Here is a 21,186-nt window from a genome sequence, read left to right as displayed (position 1 = left end):
CTGATCCGGGGAGATTCTTAATGGCGACGATGACCGTATCCCTGCCCGACCCGATGAAGGAATGGATCGAAGGCCATGTCGTCGGCCAGGGTGACTATGCAAGCGTCAGCGACTATGTGCGCGACCTCATCCGGCGCGATCGTGAGCGGCGCGACGAGGAAATGACGCTGGAAGATCTTCGCAAACTCGTAGCCGACGCCAAAGCGAGTGGTATCGGCAACCGCAGTGTCGAGGAGATCTTCGAGGCGGCCCGTAAATCCGTCAGGTCGCGCGGGCGCTGAATGTCGAGCTATCGTCTTACCAACCAGGCTGATAGCGATCTTTTCGACATTTTTGTTTATGGAATCGACATCTTCGGGGAAGTCCAAGCCCTAAACTATCAGAAAGAACTCAGTTGGGTCTTTGGACTACTGGCTGAGAATCCGCATCTTGGCCGCCTTGCGCCAGCGATTGGCCGAGATATTCGCCGGCATGAACATGCCAGCCATGTCATTCTCTACGAGGAGGACATGGAGGGTATCGTTGTTCTGGCCATCATTCACGGACGGGCAGTAAGCCGGCTCAGGCTCTGACGGCCGTCTCGCCTTTCCTGTGTGGTTGTCGTTTCCAAGAGGCGGACGAGGCGGCCGCGCTCCCACCTACTCCACCGGCGAAAGCGCGATTTTCCGCTCCGCCTCCACCACCGCCTGCGGCGTCCCCACATGCAGCCAGATGCCGTCGAGGCGCTTGCCGAAGAGGCGGCCCCTGGCCTCGGCCTCGTCGAACAGCCTGTTCAGCGAGAAGATCTCGGGCGTGCCCTTGAACAGCTCCGGCTTGATCAGAAGCACGCCGGCATAGGCGAAGAGCGCGGTCTCGCATTCGCGCCGGCGGGCGAGGGCGCCGTGGCTGTCGAGCTGGTAGTCGCCCCGTCCGTCGAAGCCCACGCTGGTGGCGGTGGCGGCGACCAGCATCAGGATGTCCATGCGCGCGGGATCCCAGTGCGCCTTGAGGGCATCGAGATTGACCTGCGGCCCCTCGATCCAGAAGCTGTCGCAATTGCAGACGATGAAGGGCGCTTCGCCCAGCAGGGGCAGGGCCTTGCGCACGCCGCCGCCGGAATCGAGCAGGCCCGCGCGCTCGTCCGAGATCAGGATCTTCGGGTGCTGGCGCCCGGCGAGATGGGCTTCCATCTGCTCGGCGAAGTAATGCACATTGACCACCGCCGTCTCCACATTGGAGAAGGCGAGGCGGTCGAGCACATGGTCGATCAGCGTCTTGCCGGCGACTTCGACCAGCGGCTTGGGCTTGTGGTCGGTCAAGGGGCGCATGCGCTTGCCCAGCCCCGCCGCGAGCAGCATCGCGGTGCTGAAGGACCTGCTCACGACACCCTCGCCTCGATCGAGAAGACGAAGGTCTCGAACCATTCCTTCAGCTCGGTAAGCGAGGGATGGGCAAGCGCCCGGTCGAGATAGCCGCGGATGCGTGGGATGTGCTTGAGATAGGCCGGCTTGCCGTCGCGCTTGTCGAGGCGGGCGAACAGCCCGAGGATCTTGGTGTTGCGCTGGGCCGCCATCGCCGCATAGGCGCGGGCGAACTCGGCGGGCTCGAAGGCGGGATCGGCGATCTTGCGGGCCTTCACGTAGCGCGTCAGCAGCTGCAGCTCCAGGGGCTGGGAAACGGTGACGCGGGCATCGAGGCAGAGCGCGGCGACATCATAGGCGGGCGAGCCGATCATGGCGTCCTGGAAGTCGAGCAGGCCGATCTTCCTGATGCCCTCGCGCTCGGGCAGCCACATCAGGTTGGGCGAGTGCACATCGCGCAGCACCCAGCTCTTCTCGCCCTTGACGGCGGGCGAGAGCGCGGCGCGCCACAACGCCGTGAAGGCATCGCGGTTGCGCTGGGAGAGCTGCGGCGCACCGATCAGCGGCAGGTACCATTCGATCAGGAGCTCCACCTCGATATCGAGGGCGCCATAGTCGAAGATCGGGATCTTGTGGGTGATCGCCGGCGTCACCGGGAGCGTGTCGGGCAGTTCCAGGGCGTGGAGATGCGCCAGCATGTCGATGGCGGCGCCATAGCGCTCCGGCAGCGGCGTGCTACTCTCGGCGATGAAGGTGGAGCCGAAATCCTCCAGCAGCAGCAGGCCGTGCAGCAGGTCTTCCTTGATGATCTGCGGGGCGGAAAAGCCGCGCTCGGCAAGGCCCCGGTCCATGGCGACGAAGGGCTTCACGTCCTGCGAGATATGGGCGATCTGGCTGTAGGTCTTGCCGTAGCGTACCGGCACCCGGTCGGTGCGGGCGGGCGAATTCATCAGGATCGCCGTGGCCTTGCCGCGGATCAGGCGCGTATAGGTGCGGGTGGAAGCATCGCCCTGGATGTGCACGCGCGTGGCGTCCTGCCAGCCGGCGCCGCGCAGGAAATCGCCGATCTGCGAGATGCGGCGCAGGCGCCGCGACCATTCGCCGGTGCCGACCAGCGTGGCGCGCCTCGCCGTCTCGCTCTTGCCGGCATGCACGAAGCGGATGTCGAGCCGGTCGGGCGGCAGGGCATCGCCCGCCTTCTCCGGCCATTCCACCAGCACCAGCGCGCCGTCAGGCGCCTCGTCCCAGCCCAGTTCCTCCAGCTCGCTGGGATGGCCGATGCGATAGAGGTCGGCATGCACCACCGGATAGGAGGGCGTGTCGTAGAGCTGGATCAGCGTGAAGGTGGGGCTGGAGACTTCAAGCTCGGGATCGCCGGCGATCTGCCGGATCAACGCACGGGCAAAGGCCGTCTTGCCGGCTCCCAGATCGCCCGACAAAGTGACGAGATCGCCGGCCTTCAGCACGGGCGCGAGGTCGCGCGCCAGCATGTCGGTAGCGGCCTCGCTCGGAAGGTCGAGGGTCCATTGGTGGGTCAGAAGATCGGTCAATGGCTAGGGCCTTCGGATAGGTGTCATCCCGGACAAGGTGCAACATGCAATGTTGCGCCGCAGATCCGGGACCGCAAGACGGATAAAGCTTACATCGATACGGTCCCGGATCTGCGGCGCACCGCATTGCGCTGCGCCTTGTCCACGCTCACATCGGGCATCCGCTCCGCGGGTGCGCAATGTGAGCTGAGGATGGCTCGCGCCCCTCATTCCGCGGCCTCCTGGTGGGCGGAGGCGTCGACGGGGAAGCGGCAGGTCACGATGGTGCCGCGGCCTTCTTCGGAGACAAGCTCGACGCTGCCGCCATGCAGCTCGACGAAGGAACGCACGATCGAAAGGCCGAGGCCCACGCCGCGGTGGCCGCTGCCGCCGCCATGCGATTCGAAGCGGTCGAACACACGATCGATCACCGCCTGGGAGATGCCACGGCCGCGATCCTCGACTCGGAAGACGATCTCCTCGCCCTTGCGCAGGGCCGAGAGGGTCACGGTGCCACCGGGCGGGGAGAAGCCGATGGCGTTGGAGAGCAGGTTGAACAGCACCTGGCGCACGCGCTGGCCGTCGGCCCCGAAGGCGCCGATCTGCTGGCTCGCCTTCATCTCCAGCCGGACGCCGGTCTCGGCGAGACGCGGCTGCACGGCTTCCGCGACGCCCTGCATGGCCTCGCGGATATCGACCTTGCCGAGGTCGAGCGTCATGGCGCCGGCATCGATGGTGGCAAGGTCGAGGATGTTGTTGATGATGGCGTAGAGCGCGTCCGACGAGGTCTTGATGTAGCCGGCATATTGGCGCTGCTTCTCGTTCAGCGGCCCGGCGGCGCCATCGGCCATGAGTTGCACGAAGCCGATGATATTCTGCAGGGGCGAGCGCAGCTCATAGGAAACATGGTGTACGAAGTCGTTCTTGAGCCGGCCGGCTTCCTCGAGTGCCTCGTTCTTTTCCAGGAGGGCATTCTCGAAGTTCACGGAGTCGGTGACGTCGGTGAAGGTGGCGAGCGTGCCGCCATCGGGCAGGGGCACGGTGGAGAACTCGATCACGCTCCCGTCGACCCGCGTCATGCGGTCGTCCATCGAGCGGCGGGCATCACCGATCGAGGTGATGGCGTTCTTGAGGCCTTGCCAGATGCCCTCGTCGCGGAACAGCAGCGAACAGCGCGCCACCACATCGTCGATATGCGGGCGCTGCTCCAGCATCTCCGCGGGCAGGCACCAGATCCGGGCGAAGGCAGGGTTGGAGAGACGCAGCCGCCCGTCCGAACCGAAAGCGGCCACGCCTTCCTTGAGGTTTTCCAGCGTCTCGCCCTGCACCCGGGAGAGCGCCTTGTAGCGGGCTTCCAGGTCGATGCGCTCGGTGACGTCCTCGAAGAGATAGGTGACGCCGCCGGCCGGGTTCGGCGTGGTCACCACGCGTGAGGTCCGGCCATCGGGCAGATGCCACCAGTGCTCGGCTGGCTCGAGGGCGCGATAGGCTTCGTGCAGCTTCGATTTCCAGACGCGGAAATCGGCCTGTTCCGGCAGGCGGCGCTGGGCGCGCAGGCGGTCGAGGATCTCGCTGTCGGTCGGCTTGCCGTCGAGAAAGGCGGGGTCGAGCTGCCAGAGCGCGGCGAAGGCGGCGTTGGAGAAAGTGAGATGCTGGTCGGCGTCGAAGATCGCCACGGCCGTGGCGAGCTGGTCGAGGGTTCGGACATGCGCCTCGATCTGGCGGCCGATATCTGCGCGCATGGTCTCGACTTCGGAGACGTCGATCGCCATGCCGGCCGAGCCGCGCGAAGAGGGGATGTCGATGACGTCGAGCGTCCGGCGGGCACCCCCCACCACGGCCGGCACGCGCTTGAGGAAGGCCTTGCCGTCATGCCGCGCCTTGCCGGCCTCTTCTCGGGCGGGCCGGTCGAGCAGCTCGATGTCGCGCGACAGGGCGTCGTTCTCATCCTGCGCATCCACTGCCCTGGCATAGGCCTTGTTCACCCAGGTCAGCTTCTCATTGGCGTTACGCAGCCAGAGCGGTACCGGCGCCTCGTCGAGCAGGGCCCGGATCGCCTCGATCTCCTCACTGGCGCGGCGGTGCCGGTCGGCGAGGCGAGCAAGCTCCAGCCGGTCGCCGGTGACGTCGCGCAGCCGCAGCACCGCGCGGCCGCCGATGGCGCGGCCCTCGGCCTCGATATAGCCGCCATGGCGGGAGCGGGCGACGAGATGAAAGCTTTCGCCACGTTCGCGCAGGGCGCGGATCTGCTCCTCGAGATTGCGGGTGTCGTGATAGTCGAGCCAGCCCGTGCCGATCAGCCCGCGCCTGGAGGGCGAGATGGTGACGCCCGGAAGTTCGCCCGACAGCGTCGGCAGATCGTCAGTGCCGGACCACACCGCCACGAGCTGCGGCTCCGCCATCAGCAACTCCTCGGCGCGCTCGGCCCGGGCGGCGAGCGTCGACATCTCGGCCTTGGCGGCACGGTCGCGCGCCAGCCATGCATTGCGGGCGCGCAGATAGAAGATCGCCAGGCCTGTTGCCAGAATCAGCAGGCCGGCGAACAAAGCGAGCATGGCGAGGATACGGCGGTCGGCGCCGGAGAGATCGCCGAAGAAGCTGACGCCAGACGAGGCCGTATCGGCGCCCATGGCCGTAGAAACACAGAGGGTGCCGGCGGCGGCAAGGCCGACGCGCATGAGAGGCAGAGTCCGGCCGCTGCCGGAGGAATCGCGCTTTGTATGCTTGTCCTGCCGCATTTTCTCTCGACGAATCCGAATCCCCTCGGTGCCGGCGAGGAGCCGGCGCCTGACGTTCCACTCACCCTGAAACGCAACGCGACGACGGCAGTGCGGGGCGGCAAAAGCCGGACGTGCCCGCAGCTTCGTCTTACGCGGAAATCCGGATCGCCCGGCCAGAGAGTGCCGCCGACCCCGTTCCCCGAATCAGTTCACTTTACTCTCCCCCTGACTCCCGCCGAAAGAGTCCTTGCGGCAGCTATTCAAGGAAATTTCGAGATCGTGCCGTGAGAGCGCACAACCCATCATGGCACCGATCATGGTTACCAGGCTGTTAACGTGCAGCAATTGGACGGGGAAAGAGTTCGCGACGGTAGCAAAGCCCCAACAAAAAGAACGCCGCCCCAACTGGATGGGGCGGCGTTCATTACGACTTAAGTCATTCATTGAAAGAAATAGAGGAAGCCTGATGAACGCCTTGGTACTGAAATTCGCTGAAGTCGAAAGTGGATGGAGGTTTGAGTTCGACGGATCAGGACGCCGTGTTCACGCGGGGCGCGTGTGCGGCATGACGGATAATCCGGGTCTTGTGGACGGCGGGGGCGACCTGCGGCGCCGGGGCAGCGGCCTCAGGAACGGCGTAAACGTCGGGTCCGGTCACGACATGGCCGTGAGCGAAGGCGGCTGAAGCGGAAAGGGCCAGACCGGCAGCGGCAATCGCCGAAATAACGAGTTTTTTCATGATTATTCTCCTTAGAAAGTCACAACTTCAATCCATCAAGCACACCACGTTTTGTACGCCTCGGCCCTCATGGCCGCAACACAAAGCGAGACGAAGCGGTTTGAAATTAAAGTGATGGCCATTTGACGAAATCGCGATCAACGGAAACATTCGCGAAATAATCGGAACTAATCCGCGAATGAAAATCCGGCGCCGCCGGCATTCTGAGACCGCCAGTCTCGCATTGGCAAAAAAGGCATCGGGGAAGGCCTTTATTTCCCGGGCCGGCCTCTGCCATAGTACCGGTATCATGTTCACGCCCGTTTTCGACCCCTCCCTCTATGACGCTACCACGCTGCAGCCCTCCTATTGGGAGGCGACGGCCATGCGGCACGATTTCCCGATGCTGCGCGGCGAAGTCCCATGCGACGTCGCCGTCATCGGCGGCGGCTATACCGGCCTTGCCTGCGCCTATCATCTCGCGAAGGACTACAACATCGAGGTGGCCGTGCTGGAGGCCGGACCGATCGCCTGGGGTGCCTCGAGCCGCAACGGCGGTTTCCTATCCTTTCCGCCCAGCAAGCTCGGGATAAGGGAGATGATCGCCCGCTATGGCCTTGAGGAGACGCGGCGCTTCTTCGCCGATCTTCGCGCCGGCGCCGATTATCCCCGGCAGATCGCCGCCGAGGAAGGCTTCGATATCCGCTTGCAGGGCGACGGCACCTTCGATGCCGCGCACAACCGCCATGCCTTCGAGGGCCTGAAGGCTTCAGCCGAGGCGCATGAGCATGTCGGTATCCGCACCCGGCTCTATACCAAGGAAGAGTTCACCGAGATCGGCCATGGCGGCACCGAGCAGTTCGGCGGCCTGCATGTCGATGGCGGCGGTGGACTGCATGCGCTCGCCTATGCCATGGGACTGGCGCTGGCCGCGCAGCGGCACGGTGCGCGTCTCTATGCGAAGTCCCCTGTGGAGCGCTGGGAGCGACAGGGCGTGCTGCATCGTCTCATCACGCCCGGCGGCGTCGTCACAGCCAAGCGAGTGGTGTTCGCCACCAATGGCTGGACGCCGGACGGGCTGCACAGGAGCATCGACGCCCGGGTCTGGCCCGCGCTCTCCAATATCGTGGTGACCAGGCCGCTCACCGAGGCCGAGCTCAAGGCGGCGCCTTATGTGACGGAGACACCGGTCTCCAACACGCGAAAATTGCTTTTCTACTATCGCTTGTTGCCGGACAGGCGCTTCCTGTTCGGCGCCCGCGGCGACACCTCCGGCTCGCCGCAGGCGGCCGCCGCCATGCGCGCCTGGATGGAGCGGCGCATCGGCGAACTCTTCCCGGCCTGGAAGGGCGTCAGCACCGACTATTTCTGGCGTGGCCTCGTCGCCCTCTCGCTGAAGCTCGCCCCCTCGGTCGGCCGCGTGCCCGACGACCCAAGCGTCTATTACGGCTTTGCCTATCACGGCGCCGGCGTGATCGCCGGTCCGCTTGCCGGGCGATACCTGGCCCGGGCGATCGGCGGTTCGGGCGAGGTGGACGTGCCCGCGCCGCTGGCCGGTCTGCCGCCCCGATTCCCCCTCGCGGGCCTGCGCCGTCCCGCGCTTGCCCTGGTTTATGCCGGTTACGGCATCAAGGAATGGCTCGGCGACAGGCTGTAGCAAGAAACCCCTTGCCAAACCCACCCAACGTCACTCGTAAGGCAGGGCTGCGGCGCCCCTTCAGGCAAACGATCAACTTGACTTGAGGCTAATGTCGGCGCCCGCCAGCGCGGTAAGGTACTGAATCTGGATATCTTGCGCTTGCTGGATCCTGCCGGTCTGGCTGCGTCGTCGCCCTGATCTGCGGCATCAACTCCGAAGGCACGAGCCTGGAAGACATCGCCGATCCGCTCACCCAGGTGAAGGTCGCCGACCGGATCCTACCCAAGGCCGACATTGTAGCGATTGAGGAGGGCCGCCAGGGCCGCGCGATCTGCCATGATCGGTCGCGAACCGGCGATATGGAGATTCGCCTGGCATCGATCGAATAACGCAACGCATTGCTCGCCATTGTCGTGGTTCGAGCGATAGGTGATGCCGTCGGGTGCCTGTCGATGATCATGAATGGCTTGCGACCATTGCTGCGCCAGGGCGTGAGGTCCGCTGCTGACGACGCCCGTCGCGCCGAGCTGCGCCAAGCCCGGGCCATGAAGGCTGACCACCTGGAGAGGCGAGGTCACCTCAATATCGGCAAAGGAGCGCTCCTCGAGAAAGGTCAACGCTACAAAACGCACGCCAACTGCTCTCAGGCAGGTTTCAGCGAAGGCTCCTTCAATGGACGTGGCAAAATAGCAGACGCCATAGGTCCTGGCGGGGTCATCGAAGCGATTTCCGCCGGTCGATCCGAAGAACAGGGGGCCAACGTTGCTGCGATGGATCCGTGTCAATCGTGATCCTGCTGCAATCGTTTCGGTCGGCAGGTGGCGCGTGGCGAAATCGGGTGGAGGCAGCGGGCCGGGATCAGGCGGCGCCAGATAGCGTCCGCGCATGTGGTGTAATTTCGGAGGCGTTTTGAGTGGGGATTGCGGTGGAGAATACGCTGCGGTTTTCGCGAGACGTCAGGTGGGCACCGGGCCCGTCAGAGAAGGTGGAGTTGCGAGACTTCAACCTGACCGAAACGGAGCACCCGATGACCGACGACAGATTACCTCTTGCCGAGCTTGCCGCGAAGAGCGGCGATCCGGATTTTCTTCGCGCCATTGCCGAAAGCGTGCTGCAACTGATCATGGAGGCCGACGTCGACGGCCTGATCGGCGCTGGCCGCTACGAGCGTGGCGAAAGTCGCCAGACCTGGCGCAACGGCTACCGTGATCGCACGCTGGACACCCGGCTTGGAACGCTGAACCTGAAGATACCGAAGATGCGCACGGGAGCCTACTTTCCGGGCTTCCTGGAGCCGAGAAAGACGGTGGAGAAGGCGCTCGTCGCGGTCATTCAGGAAGCCTGGATCAACGGTGTGTCGACACGCAAGGTCGATGAGCTTGTGCAGGCCATGGGTATGACCGGCATATCGAAGTCGTCGGTGTCGAAGCTGTGCAAGGACATCGACGAGCGGGTGAACGCCTTCCTCAAGCGTCCTTTGTCCGGGGACTGGCCCTATCTGTGGCTCGACGCCACCTATCTGAAGATGCGCGAGGGCGGGCGCATCGTCTCCGTGGCGGCGATAATTGCGGTTGCGGTCGACACGGACGGAAAGAGAGAGATCGTCGGCCTGCACATTGGTCCCTCAGAGGCCGAACCCTTCTGGACGGGCTTCCTGCGCGATCTGGTGCGCCGGGGCCTTACCGGCGTCAAGCTCGTCATCTCCGATGCTCATGAAGGATTGAAGGCCGCCATCACCCGCGTCCTCGGCGCGACGTGGCAGAGATGCCGCGTTCATGCAATGCGCAATGCGCTCGCCTACGTTCCCAAGGGACAGCACACCATGGTCGCCGCCGCGATCCGCCAGGCCTTCATCCAGCCCGACCACGACAATGCCGTCCAAACCTGGCGGCATGTCGCCGACCAGCTCCGCGTCCGATGGCCGAAGCTGGGAACCTTCATGGATGACGCCGAAGCCGATGTGCTCGCCTACATGGCCTTTCCTTCCCAGCATCGGACGAAATTGCATTCGACGAATCCGCTTGAACGTCTGAACAAGGAAGTGAAGCGCCGTGCCGATGTCGTCGGCATCTTTCCGAACGAAGACAGCATCGTCCGCCTGATCGGAGCCGTGCTGCTCGAAGCCAACGACGAATGGCAGCTTCAGCACCGATACATGCAGGTCGAGGCCATGGCCGATCTCAACCCGCAGCCAATCGAGGAGGACAAACCGCTTCAGATTACACCGAAAGCCGCCTGATCATGACGGCCCGGTTCCACACTCGAAATTACACCATCTTGACGGACGCTATCTCGCCAAACAACCAAAAGAAAAGCTTGCAGTACAACGTCGGTGTTTTGGCGGCTCTGCATGGCCCGGCCGATTAGGCGATGGAACGGAACTGAAGTTCGATGACAACGGCGAGCAATGCAAATCCCTGCAGATACGGCTGTACGCTACCCACGCGCGCGGTAGACCGATGGCCCGGGATGTCGCCGATCACCCGTCGTAAAGAGCCCCCAGTTGCAGCAATTCTGCGAAACTTGCCCCGCGAATGCAGCAAGGCTGCATCAAGACACGGCAATCGCAGTGAACATGATGCAAAGACGTCATATATTGAAGTTGTCACAGAGGGCGAAGCCACTGGACCGGAGTCCATAAGACGTCCGCAAGGAAGGGAGATCGACTGAGAGCCAATTAGAGCGGCTCTCAGGATAGCGTGATTGCACCTAAGCGCGGATTAACTGCGCCTCGCACAGAAGGGAACTAAATATGACAATCTCAAGACGCAACCTAATGAAGGCGGGTCTGGCTGCGGGATCGTTTCTCGCGATGCCTCCGCTTTCGCGAGCTCAAAATGCATCGACGCCAGCCGCCGGGCGGACCGCGCGTATCGTGATGGGCGCTATGCCGCCAGCTTTCGACCCCATTTTCTCGGGCTCTAACCCGACGCTAATTCACTCGCTCGTAGTCTATGACACTCTATTTGCCCCAGATGACAACGGGGTTTCGCGGCCCCAGATGGTCGACAAGTGGAGCCTTTCAGACGACAAAAAGACTTACACGTTCACTCTTCGAGATGGGCTCGGATGGCATGACGGTACCGCAGTCACGGCAGCAGATTGCGTTGCATCAATTCGTCGCTGGGGATCTGCGGATCCTAGTGGCAAATTGATCATGGAGCGAGCCGGCGACATTTCAAAGAAAGACGACAAAACCTTTGTCATAACGCTCAAGGAGCCGCTCGCGCTGCTAACTGACCTTATGGGGTCAGTTTCAAATGCGCCACTTATAATGATGCGCGAACGTGACGCAAGTCGCCCTTCCACCGAACAGGTGACGGCTAACATTGGATCGGGCCCCTATAAGTTTAATCAGGATCTAGCCAAGCCTGGCTCCAGCTTTACCTACGACCGCAATGAGCGGTACGTGCCGCGCCAAGAGCCCGCATCTAGGTTTGCAGGCGGGAAAGTGGTCAAATTAGATCGCCTTATTTGGGAGAATGTCTCCGATCAGCAAACGGCACTGTCGGCACTGCAGGCCGGGGAGATCGATTTGCTTCAGTTGCCGCCGGTGGACTTCTATGCGGCGATCCAATCTGATCCAAATCTGACACTGGCGACGTCGCGTTGGAGCGCGCAAGATTTCTTTCTGCGGATGAACTTTCTGCAGAAGCCGTTCGACAATGTGAAAGCGCGGCAGGCAATGCTTCACCTAGTCAACCAAGATGCATTTCTTCAGCTTTTGTCTCCCGATCCCACATACAGCCATCCTTTGATTTCCATGTTTGGGAACGAAACCCCATATTCAAATGATGCAAATACAGGATGGTTCAAGAAAGGCGGTGACCCAGAAAGGGCCAAACAGCTTTTTCAAGAAGCGGGATATGCGGGTGAAAAGGTGGTCATCCTCGCTCCTACTGATTGGGAACCCGGAAATATTTCTGCGCAATTGCTGGCGAGCCAACTTCAAAAGATTGGTGTTAACGCCGAGCTTGCAGCAAGCGAATGGGCCGGAGTTGCAGCCCGCCGCATGAAGAAAACTTCCGTTGAGGAGGGCGGTTGGAGTATCTTCATCACGAACTGGCCTAACTCGAGCATTGGGGATCCTATCGGAAATCCGCTTTTGACTGCCGCTGGCGATAAGTCTTGGTATGGCTGGCCAACAAACGCTGAGTACGAGGCTCTCCGGGCGAAATGGGCGGATACCACGACGATGGATGACCGCAAAGCGCTGGCCAGACAAATGCAGCAGCTTTGGTGGGATTTCGTGGGTGTAGTGTTCATAGGAAGCGTTAATGCGCCAATCGCCTATCGAAAATCCCTCTCCGGCATTCTCCTCCCGACCCAGGGCATGATGCCGTTGTGGAATATCGAGAAGAGGGCTGGATAAATGGTATACTACGCCCTTCGTAGGGTGATTTCGGCCATCGCTGTTATGGCGATGGTCGGAGTCTTCGTGTTTTTGCTTCTTCGATTGGCTCCAGGCGATCCCGCGGCTATCATCGCTGGCAACAATGCGACAGCAGAAAGAGTGGCCGAGATCCGCGAGGAGATCGGTCTGAATAATCCGCTGCCGCTGCAATTCCTGCACTGGGCCGGCAATATTCTAGCAGGGGATTTCGGGGCTTCCATGTTCAGTGGCCAGCCAGTCCTCGGTCTCATTTCACAGCGCTTGGAGCCGACGATATCACTCGCCGTGGTGACCACCACTCTATCCGTCACGGTGGGTATAACCTTTGGCATTTTTGCGGGGTGGCGATCTGGAGGTATCATCGATCGGTTGCTGACTGCATTCTCCTCTTTTGGATATTCGGTCCCGGTGTTTGTCCTCGGCTATTCGCTGATTTACCTGCTCGCGATCAATTTGCGCTGGCTTCCGGTCCAAGGGTATCAGCCTATCAGTCAAGGTTTGGAACTATGGTTCAGGCATTTGATGCTTCCCAGCATCACATTGAGCGTCGCCTTTATCGCTTTGATCGGAAGGGTCACTCGCGCAAGCATCCTTGAGGTTCTATCGGAAGATTATATGCGTACTGCTGCTGCAAAGGGTGCGTCATCATACTCCATGCTTTTCCATCACGCTCTCAGGAATGCGGGCGTACCTATCCTGACCATAATTGGGATAGGCGTGGCATATCTGTTGGGAGGCGTGGTCCTCACAGAAACTGTGTTCAACTTGCCTGGGGTTGGTCGGCTGGTCGTCGACGCTATCAACAATCGTGACTATCCAGTTATTCAGGGCGTTCTACTACTCACTTCAGGCGTGTACGTTCTTTTCAATCTTGTTATCGATCTTGCTTACACCATGATCGATCCTCGCATTCGGTACTGATATGATGGCATTTTCTGTTCAAACCCAGTCGCCCTCAGCGATCCGACAGCGTCTCCCCCAAGCTATCGCTTTTGTGAGGCGACAACCGTTGATTTTCGTTGGCTGCGCCCTCCTAGTGCTGCTGATTACGCTCGTGGTAACCGCTCCGCTTTACGCCGGAGACCCGTCGGGTGTGGACCCATTCAAGCGGCTGAAGCCGCCTTCGGACGTAATGTGGTTCGGAACCGACAATTTGGGCCGCGACGTGTTTGCCCGAACGCTGTTCGGCGGACGCATCTCTCTAGTCGTTGGCTTGACCGCGACAGCGTTAGCAGTGCTCGCAGGACTTCTCGTAGGCCTTGTGTCGGGTTACAACCGCGGTTTCGACAATATCGCCATGCGGATCATGGATGGGCTGATGTCGATTCCAACCTTTCTACTGGCAATCGCACTAATCTCTTTGACAGGACCTGGCGTAACTATCCTTGTCTTCGCAATAGCCATTGCTGAAACGCCGAGCGTCGCCAGACTGGTTCGGTCAGTGGTTCTGGGCGTTCGAGAGCGTCCATATGTGGAAGCCGCAATTTGTGGCGGAGCACGGCTCCCCAAGATACTGTGGCGCCACATTCTTCCGAGCACCATACCGCCGCTTATGGTTCAGAGCGCCACTGTCTGCGCGACTGCAATTTTGACAGAGGCCGGCTTAAGCTTCCTTGGCGTAGGCGTACCGCCCAATATTCCGAGTTGGGGCAACATGATATCAAGCTCTCGCCTGTATCTCGCGATCAGCCCGCTAACTGTTTTTGCTCCCGGCGTTTGCCTCGCCATCACAGTTCTTTCCGTCAACCTGCTTGGCGATGGCTTGCGGGACTTGTTCGATCCTCGTTCAAAGGGGAGACACTGATATGAATGCTGAAACGATGATGCGAGGTGAAAATCTTCTTGATGTTCGGGGATTGGAGACCCATTTTTTTGGTGAAGATAGCGTAACTCGCGCCTTGGGAGGCGTAAGTTTCCAGGTCAAGAGCGGGGAAACGCTCGGAATTGTCGGCGAATCTGGATGTGGTAAAAGTGTCACGGCCCTCTCTGTACTCCGGTTGCTTCCTAAACGCTCTGCGAAGACGGTCAGCGGTGAAGTCAACTTTCAAGGCCGCGACCTTCTTAAGCTCTCTGAAGGCGAAATGCGCAACGTTCGCGGCAACGAAATTGCCATGATCTTTCAAGAACCGATGACGAGCCTAAACCCGGTTCACACTGTCGGGCGTCAAATTGCTGAAGCTGTCGAAATTCACACGAAAGCCTCCAGATCGGAGGCGATGGCGAAGGCAGAAGAGATGCTCCATCTGGTTAGCATCGCGGACCCCAAACGTCGCCTCACTAACTATCCCCACGAGATGTCAGGCGGTATGCGCCAACGCGTTATGATCGCGATGGCTCTTGCTTGTACACCGAAACTGTTGATCGCTGATGAACCGACGACCGCGCTTGACGTCACAATCCAGGCGCAGATTCTTCGACTCGTCGTTGATTTGAAAGAGCGTACCGGTACGGCTGTTATGTTTATAACGCATGATCTGGGCGTTGTAGCTGAGACGTGTCAGCGCGTGATCGTGATGTATGCTGGGCAGATTGTGGAACAGGCGAATGTAGTGGATCTTTTTTCACGTCCCGCTCACCCGTACACGCAAGGACTTTTGCGTTCGATGCCGGACCCGCGGCGTGGCCGGCAGAATCGCCTTGCGGAGATTCCAGGTATTGTTCCTAGCCTTCGCGAGCCAATCGTTGGGTGTAGCTTTGCGCCACGATGCCCTCACGCCGTTGAGATATGTCGTACGAAGACGCCTTCGCTGCGTGAGATCGAGCCGAATCATGCTGCGTCATGCTGGCGCGCCGAGGAGGTAATGAGTCTATGAATAAGCCGTTGTTGAACGTAGAAAATCTTACAAAACACTATGCGGTTGGCACCGGTTTCCTGAAGAAAAGCATTCCTCTGGTCCGAGCCGTGGAGGATGTATCGTTTTCAGTGGAGAAGGGTGAGACCTTTTGTATCGTCGGTGAATCTGGCTGCGGCAAATCCACAGTCGCGCGGCTTCTAATGGGGCTCGTCCAGCCGACAGCCGGTCATGTGCTCTTAAACGGAACAGATATAGCAGGTTTAAGGGGTGACGAGTTGCGCGCCAGTCGCAAGTCGATCCAGATGGTTTTCCAAGATCCCTATTCGTCTTTGAACCCTCGTCTCACGGCGGCGAAGATCATCACCGAATCCGTTGAGAATTTCGAGCGGCTTGGACGCAAGCAGCGCGAAGCTCTCGCAGGAGAACTTTTAACAAAAGTCGGAATCTCGCCCGATGCGATGCATAGACTCCCATCTGAATTCTCGGGTGGACAGCGGCAAAGACTTGGCATTGCGCGCGCTCTCGCACTTAATCCATCACTCATCATTGCGGACGAGGCGGTATCTGCACTTGATGTGTCCGTTCAGGCGCAGATTCTCAACTTGCTCATGGATCTTCAGCAGGAGACGGGGATCGCCTTTGTCTTCATCTCTCACGATCTTAGCGTTGTCGAGCATATTGGTCATCGGGTGGCCGTTATGTACCTGGGGCGAATAGTGGAGCTTGCTCCGTGCGAGGAGCTGTTCAAGACGCCTGTCCATCCATACTCCGAAGCGCTGATTGCGGCTGCTCCGCTGCCGGATCCTACCAGGGTACGTTCGGAGGTGCCCGTTGAAGGTGAGGTTCCAAGTCCTATAAATCCCCCGTCGGGATGCGCATTTCACCCGCGCTGTCCACTTGCAATCGAACGATGCCGGACTTCTGTTCCTCGTCTGGTCAGAATGACGGATGGTCGTTTCGTCGCCTGTCACGTACGCGCACCAGCGGAAGAGGGATTCGCCGGGCCGACTGCCGCAGACGAACATTTACAGCGTGCAGTTCCTTAACCGGCGCGTCGAAAGCAATGCGGCGGCTATTTGACCCCCGATAACTGCAAGACCACCTAGCAAGAAAGGGAGAAAAGTCTTGGAACAGAAGCCTATCGGTGATGCTACCGATCTAGGGAGCAAAGCACCGACATCATTTGAAATAAAGGTCCAGGAGGCTCTAGATCTAGCTAAAGTTTCCGGTGAATGGGATTTCCCTCTCGCTGACTCGGCCACTGACGCAGCGGAGATGAATCACGTCGATTGGGCATACTGGCTTTACAAAAAGGAAAGTCCAACGATCAAGGCCGAAAGTGGTGTGAGGGAAGCCTTGTTCGCGACCGACAAATCCCTTATCCAATTGCCTGATAGGTTCATACGGTCAACTTCGCTTACGATGAGTGCATCGGGTGACTTGACAGCTATGAACGGGATTGAGGCGTCGAAAGACACTCTCTATACCAAGGTAAACGACGTTATCTTCGATGCAGACATCTCGTTTGCGAATTTGGAAGCCGCAGTAACGACACAAGATTTTGACAGTTGCTTCGTCGCACCTGTTGATCCTGAAAATTGTACGCTCCTGCGAAGTTCCCCAGCTCAATTCGCAGCTCTTGTGGGACACAAGCAACAGACGTTTTCTGTTCTAAATTTCGCCAATAATCACACCTTTGATCTCGGTCTTGATGGGATCAAGACAACCCAACGTCTTTTCGCAGAGCGAAACATTGTCGGAATTGGAACGCCAGCGACGCCAGAGGACTACGGTCGTGCGACATTTATTACAAGATCCGATATAAAGATCGGATTCATATCGGCCACTTTCGGCCTCAATAACCGCGCGCTGCCAGAGAACGAAAAATATCGCATTCATACGGCAAAGCTTGTCTCGAAGTACGTCGAACCAGACTTGGAATTGCTAAACAAGCAGATCGAGCATTGCAAAAGCCAGAACTGCGATTTCATCGTTGCCTCCTTGCATTGGGGTCACGAGTTTGAATTTTTCCCGAGAGCAAGCCAGCTTGAGACTGCGCATTTGCTGATTGAGCAGGGCGTGGATCTGATCTTGGGACATCATCCTCATGTTATCCAACCTGTCGAATATTACCGCACAAAGCGGGACCCGAACCGCATTGCAGTGATTGCCTATTCAATGGGAGGTCTGACTTGGGGCGCATGGGATATGGCCCCGCATGTGGCTTTAAGCCTTATCCTAAGAATGAAGCTCTCTAAGGGAACACTCGATGATGCGGATCGTACCTACGTTGCAAGTATAGACGTGGTTCCCGTTCTACAGAATGTATTGAGCCAGGATGGCAACCGATTCATTTGCGTTGAAACGCTGGCCGAACATGTTCGAGCCCGCCGTTCCCATTCAGAGGAGTGGGGAAGGCGGATTGAACAAATCGATGCATATGCCCGTCTCGTGCTAGGAAATTCTTTTAGCTAACCTTTTCTGGCGGGGATTACCCGCGAAGCCGGAAGGTATAAAGTGACTCAAATGAAGCATAAAAAACACGACGAAGCATCGAGTATAGCAGTAATTCACAGTGCTCGTTCAAACCAGCCCCTAGTAGCGGTTTCGACAGACGTATGCGACCTCCACGGCTACCGGTGGTCGGCGACGCCGATGCAGTATTTGGAGGCTGCAGTAGAAGGCGCCGGTGTTTTTCCGGTTTTGGTTCCGTCGTTAGGCAATAGACTGGACTTCGATTACCTTCTCGGCTCAGTCGATGGCGTCATCATCACAGGCTCAGCTTCGAACGTCCATCCACTTCTTTATGGTGGCGATGGTAGCGAAGCAAACGGGCCTTATGATCGGGCGCGCGACTCCACCACATTTCCGTTGATCAAGACAGCGATCGAAAAGGGGATTCCGCTCCTTACCATCTGCCGCGGCCTACAAGAGATGAATGTCGCACTCGGCGGGAATCTTGCAACAGAAATTCACGAGCTCCCCGGGATCCTCGACCACCGGGCGCCGGTGAGCGATAGCCGCGATCAACGGTTCGCAATCCGCCAAAACATAACCCTTAAGCCTGACGGCCTTCTATCCAAGATATTAGGCACCGACTTGGCGAAGGTTAATTCTGTGCATCGTCAGTCAATCGACCAATTAGGTGCTCAGCTCGAGGTCGAAGCCGTGGCAGAGGATGGTACGGTGGAAGCCGTTTCTGTCAGGCGGGCTAGTGCGTTTGCGCTAGGTGTTCAATGGCATCCGGAATACTGGGTAAAGTCCGATGAGCATTCCGCGCGCATTTTTCAAGCATTCGGAGATGCCGTTCGTGTTCACGCGGACGAAAGGATGAATGCCGTTTAAACTGTGATTTAATTATCACGACCGAGTCTGATCGGTTCCAGCCATATCGTGCGGCAATTGGACTCTCATAGCGATTTAAATGCACTCATTCGCGGAGCAGTCGCGGTCAATGAACCGTGAAGTGCCGGCCGACAGAAAAAGAACCAGACAGGACTAAACTTATGACACATCCTCTATTTTTTCCGCCGCCGTTTCCAGTTGAGGAGTACAATTCGCGTCTCGCGGCATTGCGCAGGATCATGGCCGAGCGCCGCATCGATCTACTTATCGTGGATCAATTGGAGCACAGGGCCTATTTCAGCGGTTACTGGTCCACGGCGGCGATGTATCAAGCTTTGCTGATCCCATTGGATCAAGAGCCGGTAGCGGTGATCCGCGGACTTGACACACCGACCTTCAACAAGGCCAGCCGATTTAGTGATTACGTCCCTTTTGCGGACAATGAAAATCCGATCAAGGTCTTGGCAGAGACGATCAAAGCCCGCGGTTTTGGCAAGTCAATGATAGGGATTGAGCAGGATAGTCATTTCCTCACCATAAATCGCCTGTTGGAACTAAAAGGATTGTTAGCTGACGTACAGTTCGTTGATTTTTCCCATATCATGTGGGAAATGCGGCTGGTTAAGTCACCTCTGGAGCTTGCCTGCCTAGAGGTGGCTGCCAACATCTGCGACCGAGCTGCTGCGGCAGCCTTCGATGTGGCGCGTGCGGGCGTTGATGAGCGTGAAGTCTTTTCAGCGATGACCGGAGAAGCGTGGCGGAATGGCGCGGACAATGCCCAAGTTGCCGTCATTTCGGCTGGGCCGTCGACATCCTTCCACGCTTCGCTCAGCGGTCGCGTGCTAGAACAAGGAGACGTCGTATTTGTGGAGCCTGTCCCGCACTTCCGAGGCTATACTGCCCGGATTATGCGTTCAAAATTGATTGGAGAGCCGACTGGTGAACAACTTCGCGTAAGCGAGCAAATGATTAAAATCCAAGACGATCAGATCGAAGCCATGAAGGCTGGCATAACGGCGAAGGATGTCGATCGTATATTGCGTGAAGGAATGGTGGCCGCCGGCTTGCGCGATAACTACACAAATATTACGGGGTATACACTCGGCCTGAAGTGTCCTCCGCGCACTAGTGACTTTACGCGCGTCTTTCTACCGGAGAGCGACTGGATTTTAGAAGAAAATCAGGTCTTTCATATGTACACCTCGGCCAGCGGGATTCCCATCAGCGAAACGGTTGTGGTCACACCAAAAGGTGGCAAGCGCTTAACGAAATTGGAGCGTAAACTCTTTTTTTAGCACTAGGTCGGGCTTCGCTGGTGGGCCGATTAGCAAGTCCAATTATCGGGCAACCCTACGATCCGATTAGAGGTATCGGCGACCGGAGCCGAGCATTCGTTGGTAACGTTGTCGATCACGTTGAAGATACGCAGCGGCGGCCATGCGTAAATTGGTCGTTAACGAAATCGACCGACCTGCGTACATTCGGCAGGGGTTCAGAAGGCACGCGTACCCGTCGTCACAGTAACCACTATATGTGCAGTAACCGTTGTTCCGTAACCCTCCGATTGTTACCGCCTGTAGGATAGGGCGTTGATGGCCTATACATCCCATACATGAGGTTGCTGCTCTCTAAGGTCTTCGACAACCAAGGCGGATCGTCGCATCCGCCAAGGGGAGCAACAACCTCATGTATGGGATGTATTACTTATGCTTCCCTGGCTGCTTTCCATCTTGCCAGACAACAAAAGCATCGTGGTACTCACCGCAGACTCGCGGTGTTTGGATGAGGGCATTTTCGCGATCCTTGGTGTCCATCAACGACCGCGATTGGTTATTGAGGGCTTATACCAACGAGCAATGACGCCGACTCGTGATGGGATTCCCAAATCAGAGGAATTCTGACTCATTGTGCCAAACGGAGGTTTGGCATGACGAAGGCGATATCGTTGCGGGTAGATTACGACGGAACAGCCCTCAGGAGGCTGGCGAAGAAGGCAAAGGATGCCGCCCAGGTCCGGCGGCTGTTGGCGCTGGCTTCGATTTATGATGGCGGCTCCCGGCAGTATGCATCGGAGATCGGCGGGGTGACGGTGCAGATCGTCCGCGACTGGGTCTTGCGCTTCAACGAACGCGGCCCCGCCGGGTTGATCAACACAAAAGCACCGGGCGGCCGGGCCAAGCTAAACGACGCGCAGCGCCAAGCGCTGGCGAAGATTGTCGAAAGCGGTCCGATCCCCGCCGTTCACGGCGTGGTCCGCTGGCGACGTAAGGACCTCGTGCAGTGGCTGTTCCAGGAGTTTCGGGTCTCAGTCGACGAGACGACGGTCGGGCGAGAACTCAAGACGCTCGGCTTTGCCAAGCTTTCCGCTCGCCCGCGCCATTACGCCCAGAACGAATTGGAGCGTGAGGTTTTTAAAAAGATTTCCCCGCCGCGCTGGCAGAGATCAGGGCGAAATGCCCGCCCGACACGGACATCGAAATCTGGTGGGCCGACGAAGCCAGAATAGGGCAAAAGAACAAGATCACGCGCCGCTGGGCACGCCGGGGAACCCGACCGTCGGCCCCGCACGACCAGCGCACCATGTGGGCTTATATCTTCGGCGCGATCTGCCCGAAAAAGGGCAAGGGGGCTGGCCTCGTCCTTCCCTATTGCGACACCGAGGCGATGCAGGAACATCTTGCCGAAATGTATCCGTTGCGAGCACCCC

At 58.9% G+C, this 21,186-nt stretch carries 18 protein-coding genes and 1 pseudogene; 14 read left to right on the top strand and 5 right to left on the bottom strand.

What is annotated here, in order from left to right; all coding sequences use genetic code 11:
- Positions 1-20: 20 nt before the first annotated feature.
- Together ACMDCR_RS01385 and ACMDCR_RS01380 are read left to right on the top strand one after the other, a co-directional pair.
- A complete protein-coding gene (locus ACMDCR_RS01385) occupies positions 21-281 on the top strand; it encodes a type II toxin-antitoxin system ParD family antitoxin (protein ID WP_413990795.1) in 261 nt (86 codons plus the stop codon).
- Positions 282-572: a type II toxin-antitoxin system RelE/ParE family toxin gene (locus ACMDCR_RS01380; RefSeq protein WP_413990794.1), complete on the top strand. Its 291-nt coding sequence runs from the start codon at positions 282-284 to the stop codon at positions 570-572.
- 66 nt (positions 573-638) lie between these two features.
- On the opposite strand, the gene ACMDCR_RS01375 is transcribed toward ACMDCR_RS01380, so the two are convergent.
- From ACMDCR_RS01375 to ACMDCR_RS01360, 4 genes are all read right to left on the bottom strand, one after another.
- Positions 639-1,337, bottom strand: a complete 699-nt coding sequence (locus tag ACMDCR_RS01375; RefSeq protein ID WP_413993800.1) for a nucleotidyltransferase family protein — start codon at positions 1,335-1,337, stop codon at positions 639-641.
- Between the two features lie 20 nt (positions 1,338-1,357).
- Positions 1,358-2,890: a tRNA (adenosine(37)-N6)-threonylcarbamoyltransferase complex ATPase subunit type 1 TsaE gene (gene tsaE, locus ACMDCR_RS01370; RefSeq protein ID WP_413990793.1), complete on the bottom strand. Its 1,533-nt coding sequence runs from the start codon at positions 2,888-2,890 to the stop codon at positions 1,358-1,360.
- Between the two features lie 206 nt (positions 2,891-3,096).
- Positions 3,097-5,607 (bottom strand): PAS-domain containing protein, encoded by a 2,511-nt coding sequence (locus ACMDCR_RS01365; RefSeq protein WP_413990792.1) that lies wholly within the window; start codon positions 5,605-5,607, stop codon positions 3,097-3,099.
- A 511-nt stretch (positions 5,608-6,118) separates the two neighbouring features.
- Positions 6,119-6,328 (bottom strand): hypothetical protein, encoded by a 210-nt coding sequence (locus ACMDCR_RS01360; protein ID WP_413990791.1) that lies wholly within the window; start codon positions 6,326-6,328, stop codon positions 6,119-6,121.
- Positions 6,329-6,617: 289 nt separating this feature from the next.
- On the opposite strand from ACMDCR_RS01360, the gene ACMDCR_RS01355 reads away from it, so the two are divergent.
- Entirely contained in the window at positions 6,618-7,964 is a 1,347-nt protein-coding gene (locus tag ACMDCR_RS01355) for an NAD(P)/FAD-dependent oxidoreductase (RefSeq protein WP_413990790.1), read from the top strand.
- Between the two features lie 260 nt (positions 7,965-8,224).
- Here the strand turns inward: ACMDCR_RS01355 and ACMDCR_RS01350 are convergent, their stop codons facing one another.
- The gene (locus ACMDCR_RS01350; RefSeq protein ID WP_413990789.1) at positions 8,225-8,833 is read right to left on the bottom strand and encodes an RES family NAD+ phosphorylase; all 609 of its coding nucleotides are present in this window, start codon (positions 8,831-8,833) and stop codon (positions 8,225-8,227) included.
- Positions 8,834-8,973: 140 nt separating this feature from the next.
- Between ACMDCR_RS01350 and ACMDCR_RS01345 the strand changes: the two genes are divergently transcribed.
- From ACMDCR_RS01345 to ACMDCR_RS01295, 11 genes and pseudogenes are all read left to right on the top strand, one after another.
- A complete protein-coding gene (locus ACMDCR_RS01345) occupies positions 8,974-10,185 on the top strand; it encodes an IS256 family transposase (RefSeq protein WP_413989139.1) in 1,212 nt (403 codons plus the stop codon).
- A gap of 513 nt (positions 10,186-10,698) precedes the next feature.
- Positions 10,699-12,318 (top strand): ABC transporter substrate-binding protein, encoded by a 1,620-nt coding sequence (locus ACMDCR_RS01340; RefSeq protein WP_413990788.1) that lies wholly within the window; start codon positions 10,699-10,701, stop codon positions 12,316-12,318.
- Positions 12,319-13,260, top strand: coding sequence for an ABC transporter permease (locus tag ACMDCR_RS01335; protein WP_413990787.1), 942 nt, complete (start codon positions 12,319-12,321; stop codon positions 13,258-13,260).
- Between the two features lie 4 nt (positions 13,261-13,264).
- Positions 13,265-14,143 carry an ABC transporter permease gene (locus tag ACMDCR_RS01330; RefSeq protein WP_413993799.1) on the top strand — a complete coding sequence of 293 codons (879 nt, stop codon included), beginning with the start codon at positions 13,265-13,267 and terminating at the stop codon, positions 14,141-14,143.
- Between the two features lies 1 nt (position 14,144).
- Positions 14,145-15,152 (top strand): ABC transporter ATP-binding protein, encoded by a 1,008-nt coding sequence (locus ACMDCR_RS01325; protein WP_413990786.1) that lies wholly within the window; start codon positions 14,145-14,147, stop codon positions 15,150-15,152.
- Positions 15,149-16,180 carry an ABC transporter ATP-binding protein gene (locus ACMDCR_RS01320; protein ID WP_413990785.1) on the top strand — a complete coding sequence of 344 codons (1,032 nt, stop codon included), beginning with the start codon at positions 15,149-15,151 and terminating at the stop codon, positions 16,178-16,180. Before ACMDCR_RS01325 ends, ACMDCR_RS01320 begins: the two co-directional genes overlap by 4 nt.
- A 79-nt stretch (positions 16,181-16,259) precedes the next feature.
- Complete coding sequence (locus ACMDCR_RS01315) at positions 16,260-17,609, top strand: CapA family protein (protein ID WP_413990784.1); 1,350 nt, start codon at positions 16,260-16,262, stop codon at positions 17,607-17,609.
- Positions 17,610-17,660: 51 nt separating this feature from the next.
- Positions 17,661-18,479, top strand: coding sequence for a gamma-glutamyl-gamma-aminobutyrate hydrolase family protein (locus tag ACMDCR_RS01310; RefSeq protein WP_413990783.1), 819 nt, complete (start codon positions 17,661-17,663; stop codon positions 18,477-18,479).
- Between the two features lie 161 nt (positions 18,480-18,640).
- Positions 18,641-19,774 carry a M24 family metallopeptidase gene (locus ACMDCR_RS01305; RefSeq protein ID WP_413990782.1) on the top strand — a complete coding sequence of 378 codons (1,134 nt, stop codon included), beginning with the start codon at positions 18,641-18,643 and terminating at the stop codon, positions 19,772-19,774.
- A 632-nt stretch (positions 19,775-20,406) separates the two neighbouring features.
- Positions 20,407-20,985: a helix-turn-helix domain-containing protein gene (locus ACMDCR_RS01300; RefSeq protein ID WP_413990781.1), complete on the top strand. Its 579-nt coding sequence runs from the start codon at positions 20,407-20,409 to the stop codon at positions 20,983-20,985.
- Positions 20,913-21,107 (top strand): annotated as a pseudogene (locus ACMDCR_RS01295) (IS630 family transposase); the annotation flags it as partial. The gene ACMDCR_RS01300 and the pseudogene ACMDCR_RS01295, both read left to right, overlap by 73 nt.
- Between the last annotated feature and the right edge of the window lie 79 nt (positions 21,108-21,186).

Source organism: Labrys okinawensis (assembly GCF_047345005.1).
GTDB lineage: Bacteria > Pseudomonadota > Alphaproteobacteria > Rhizobiales > Labraceae > Labrys > Labrys okinawensis.
This window is presented reverse-complemented; position numbering and strand designations above follow the sequence as displayed.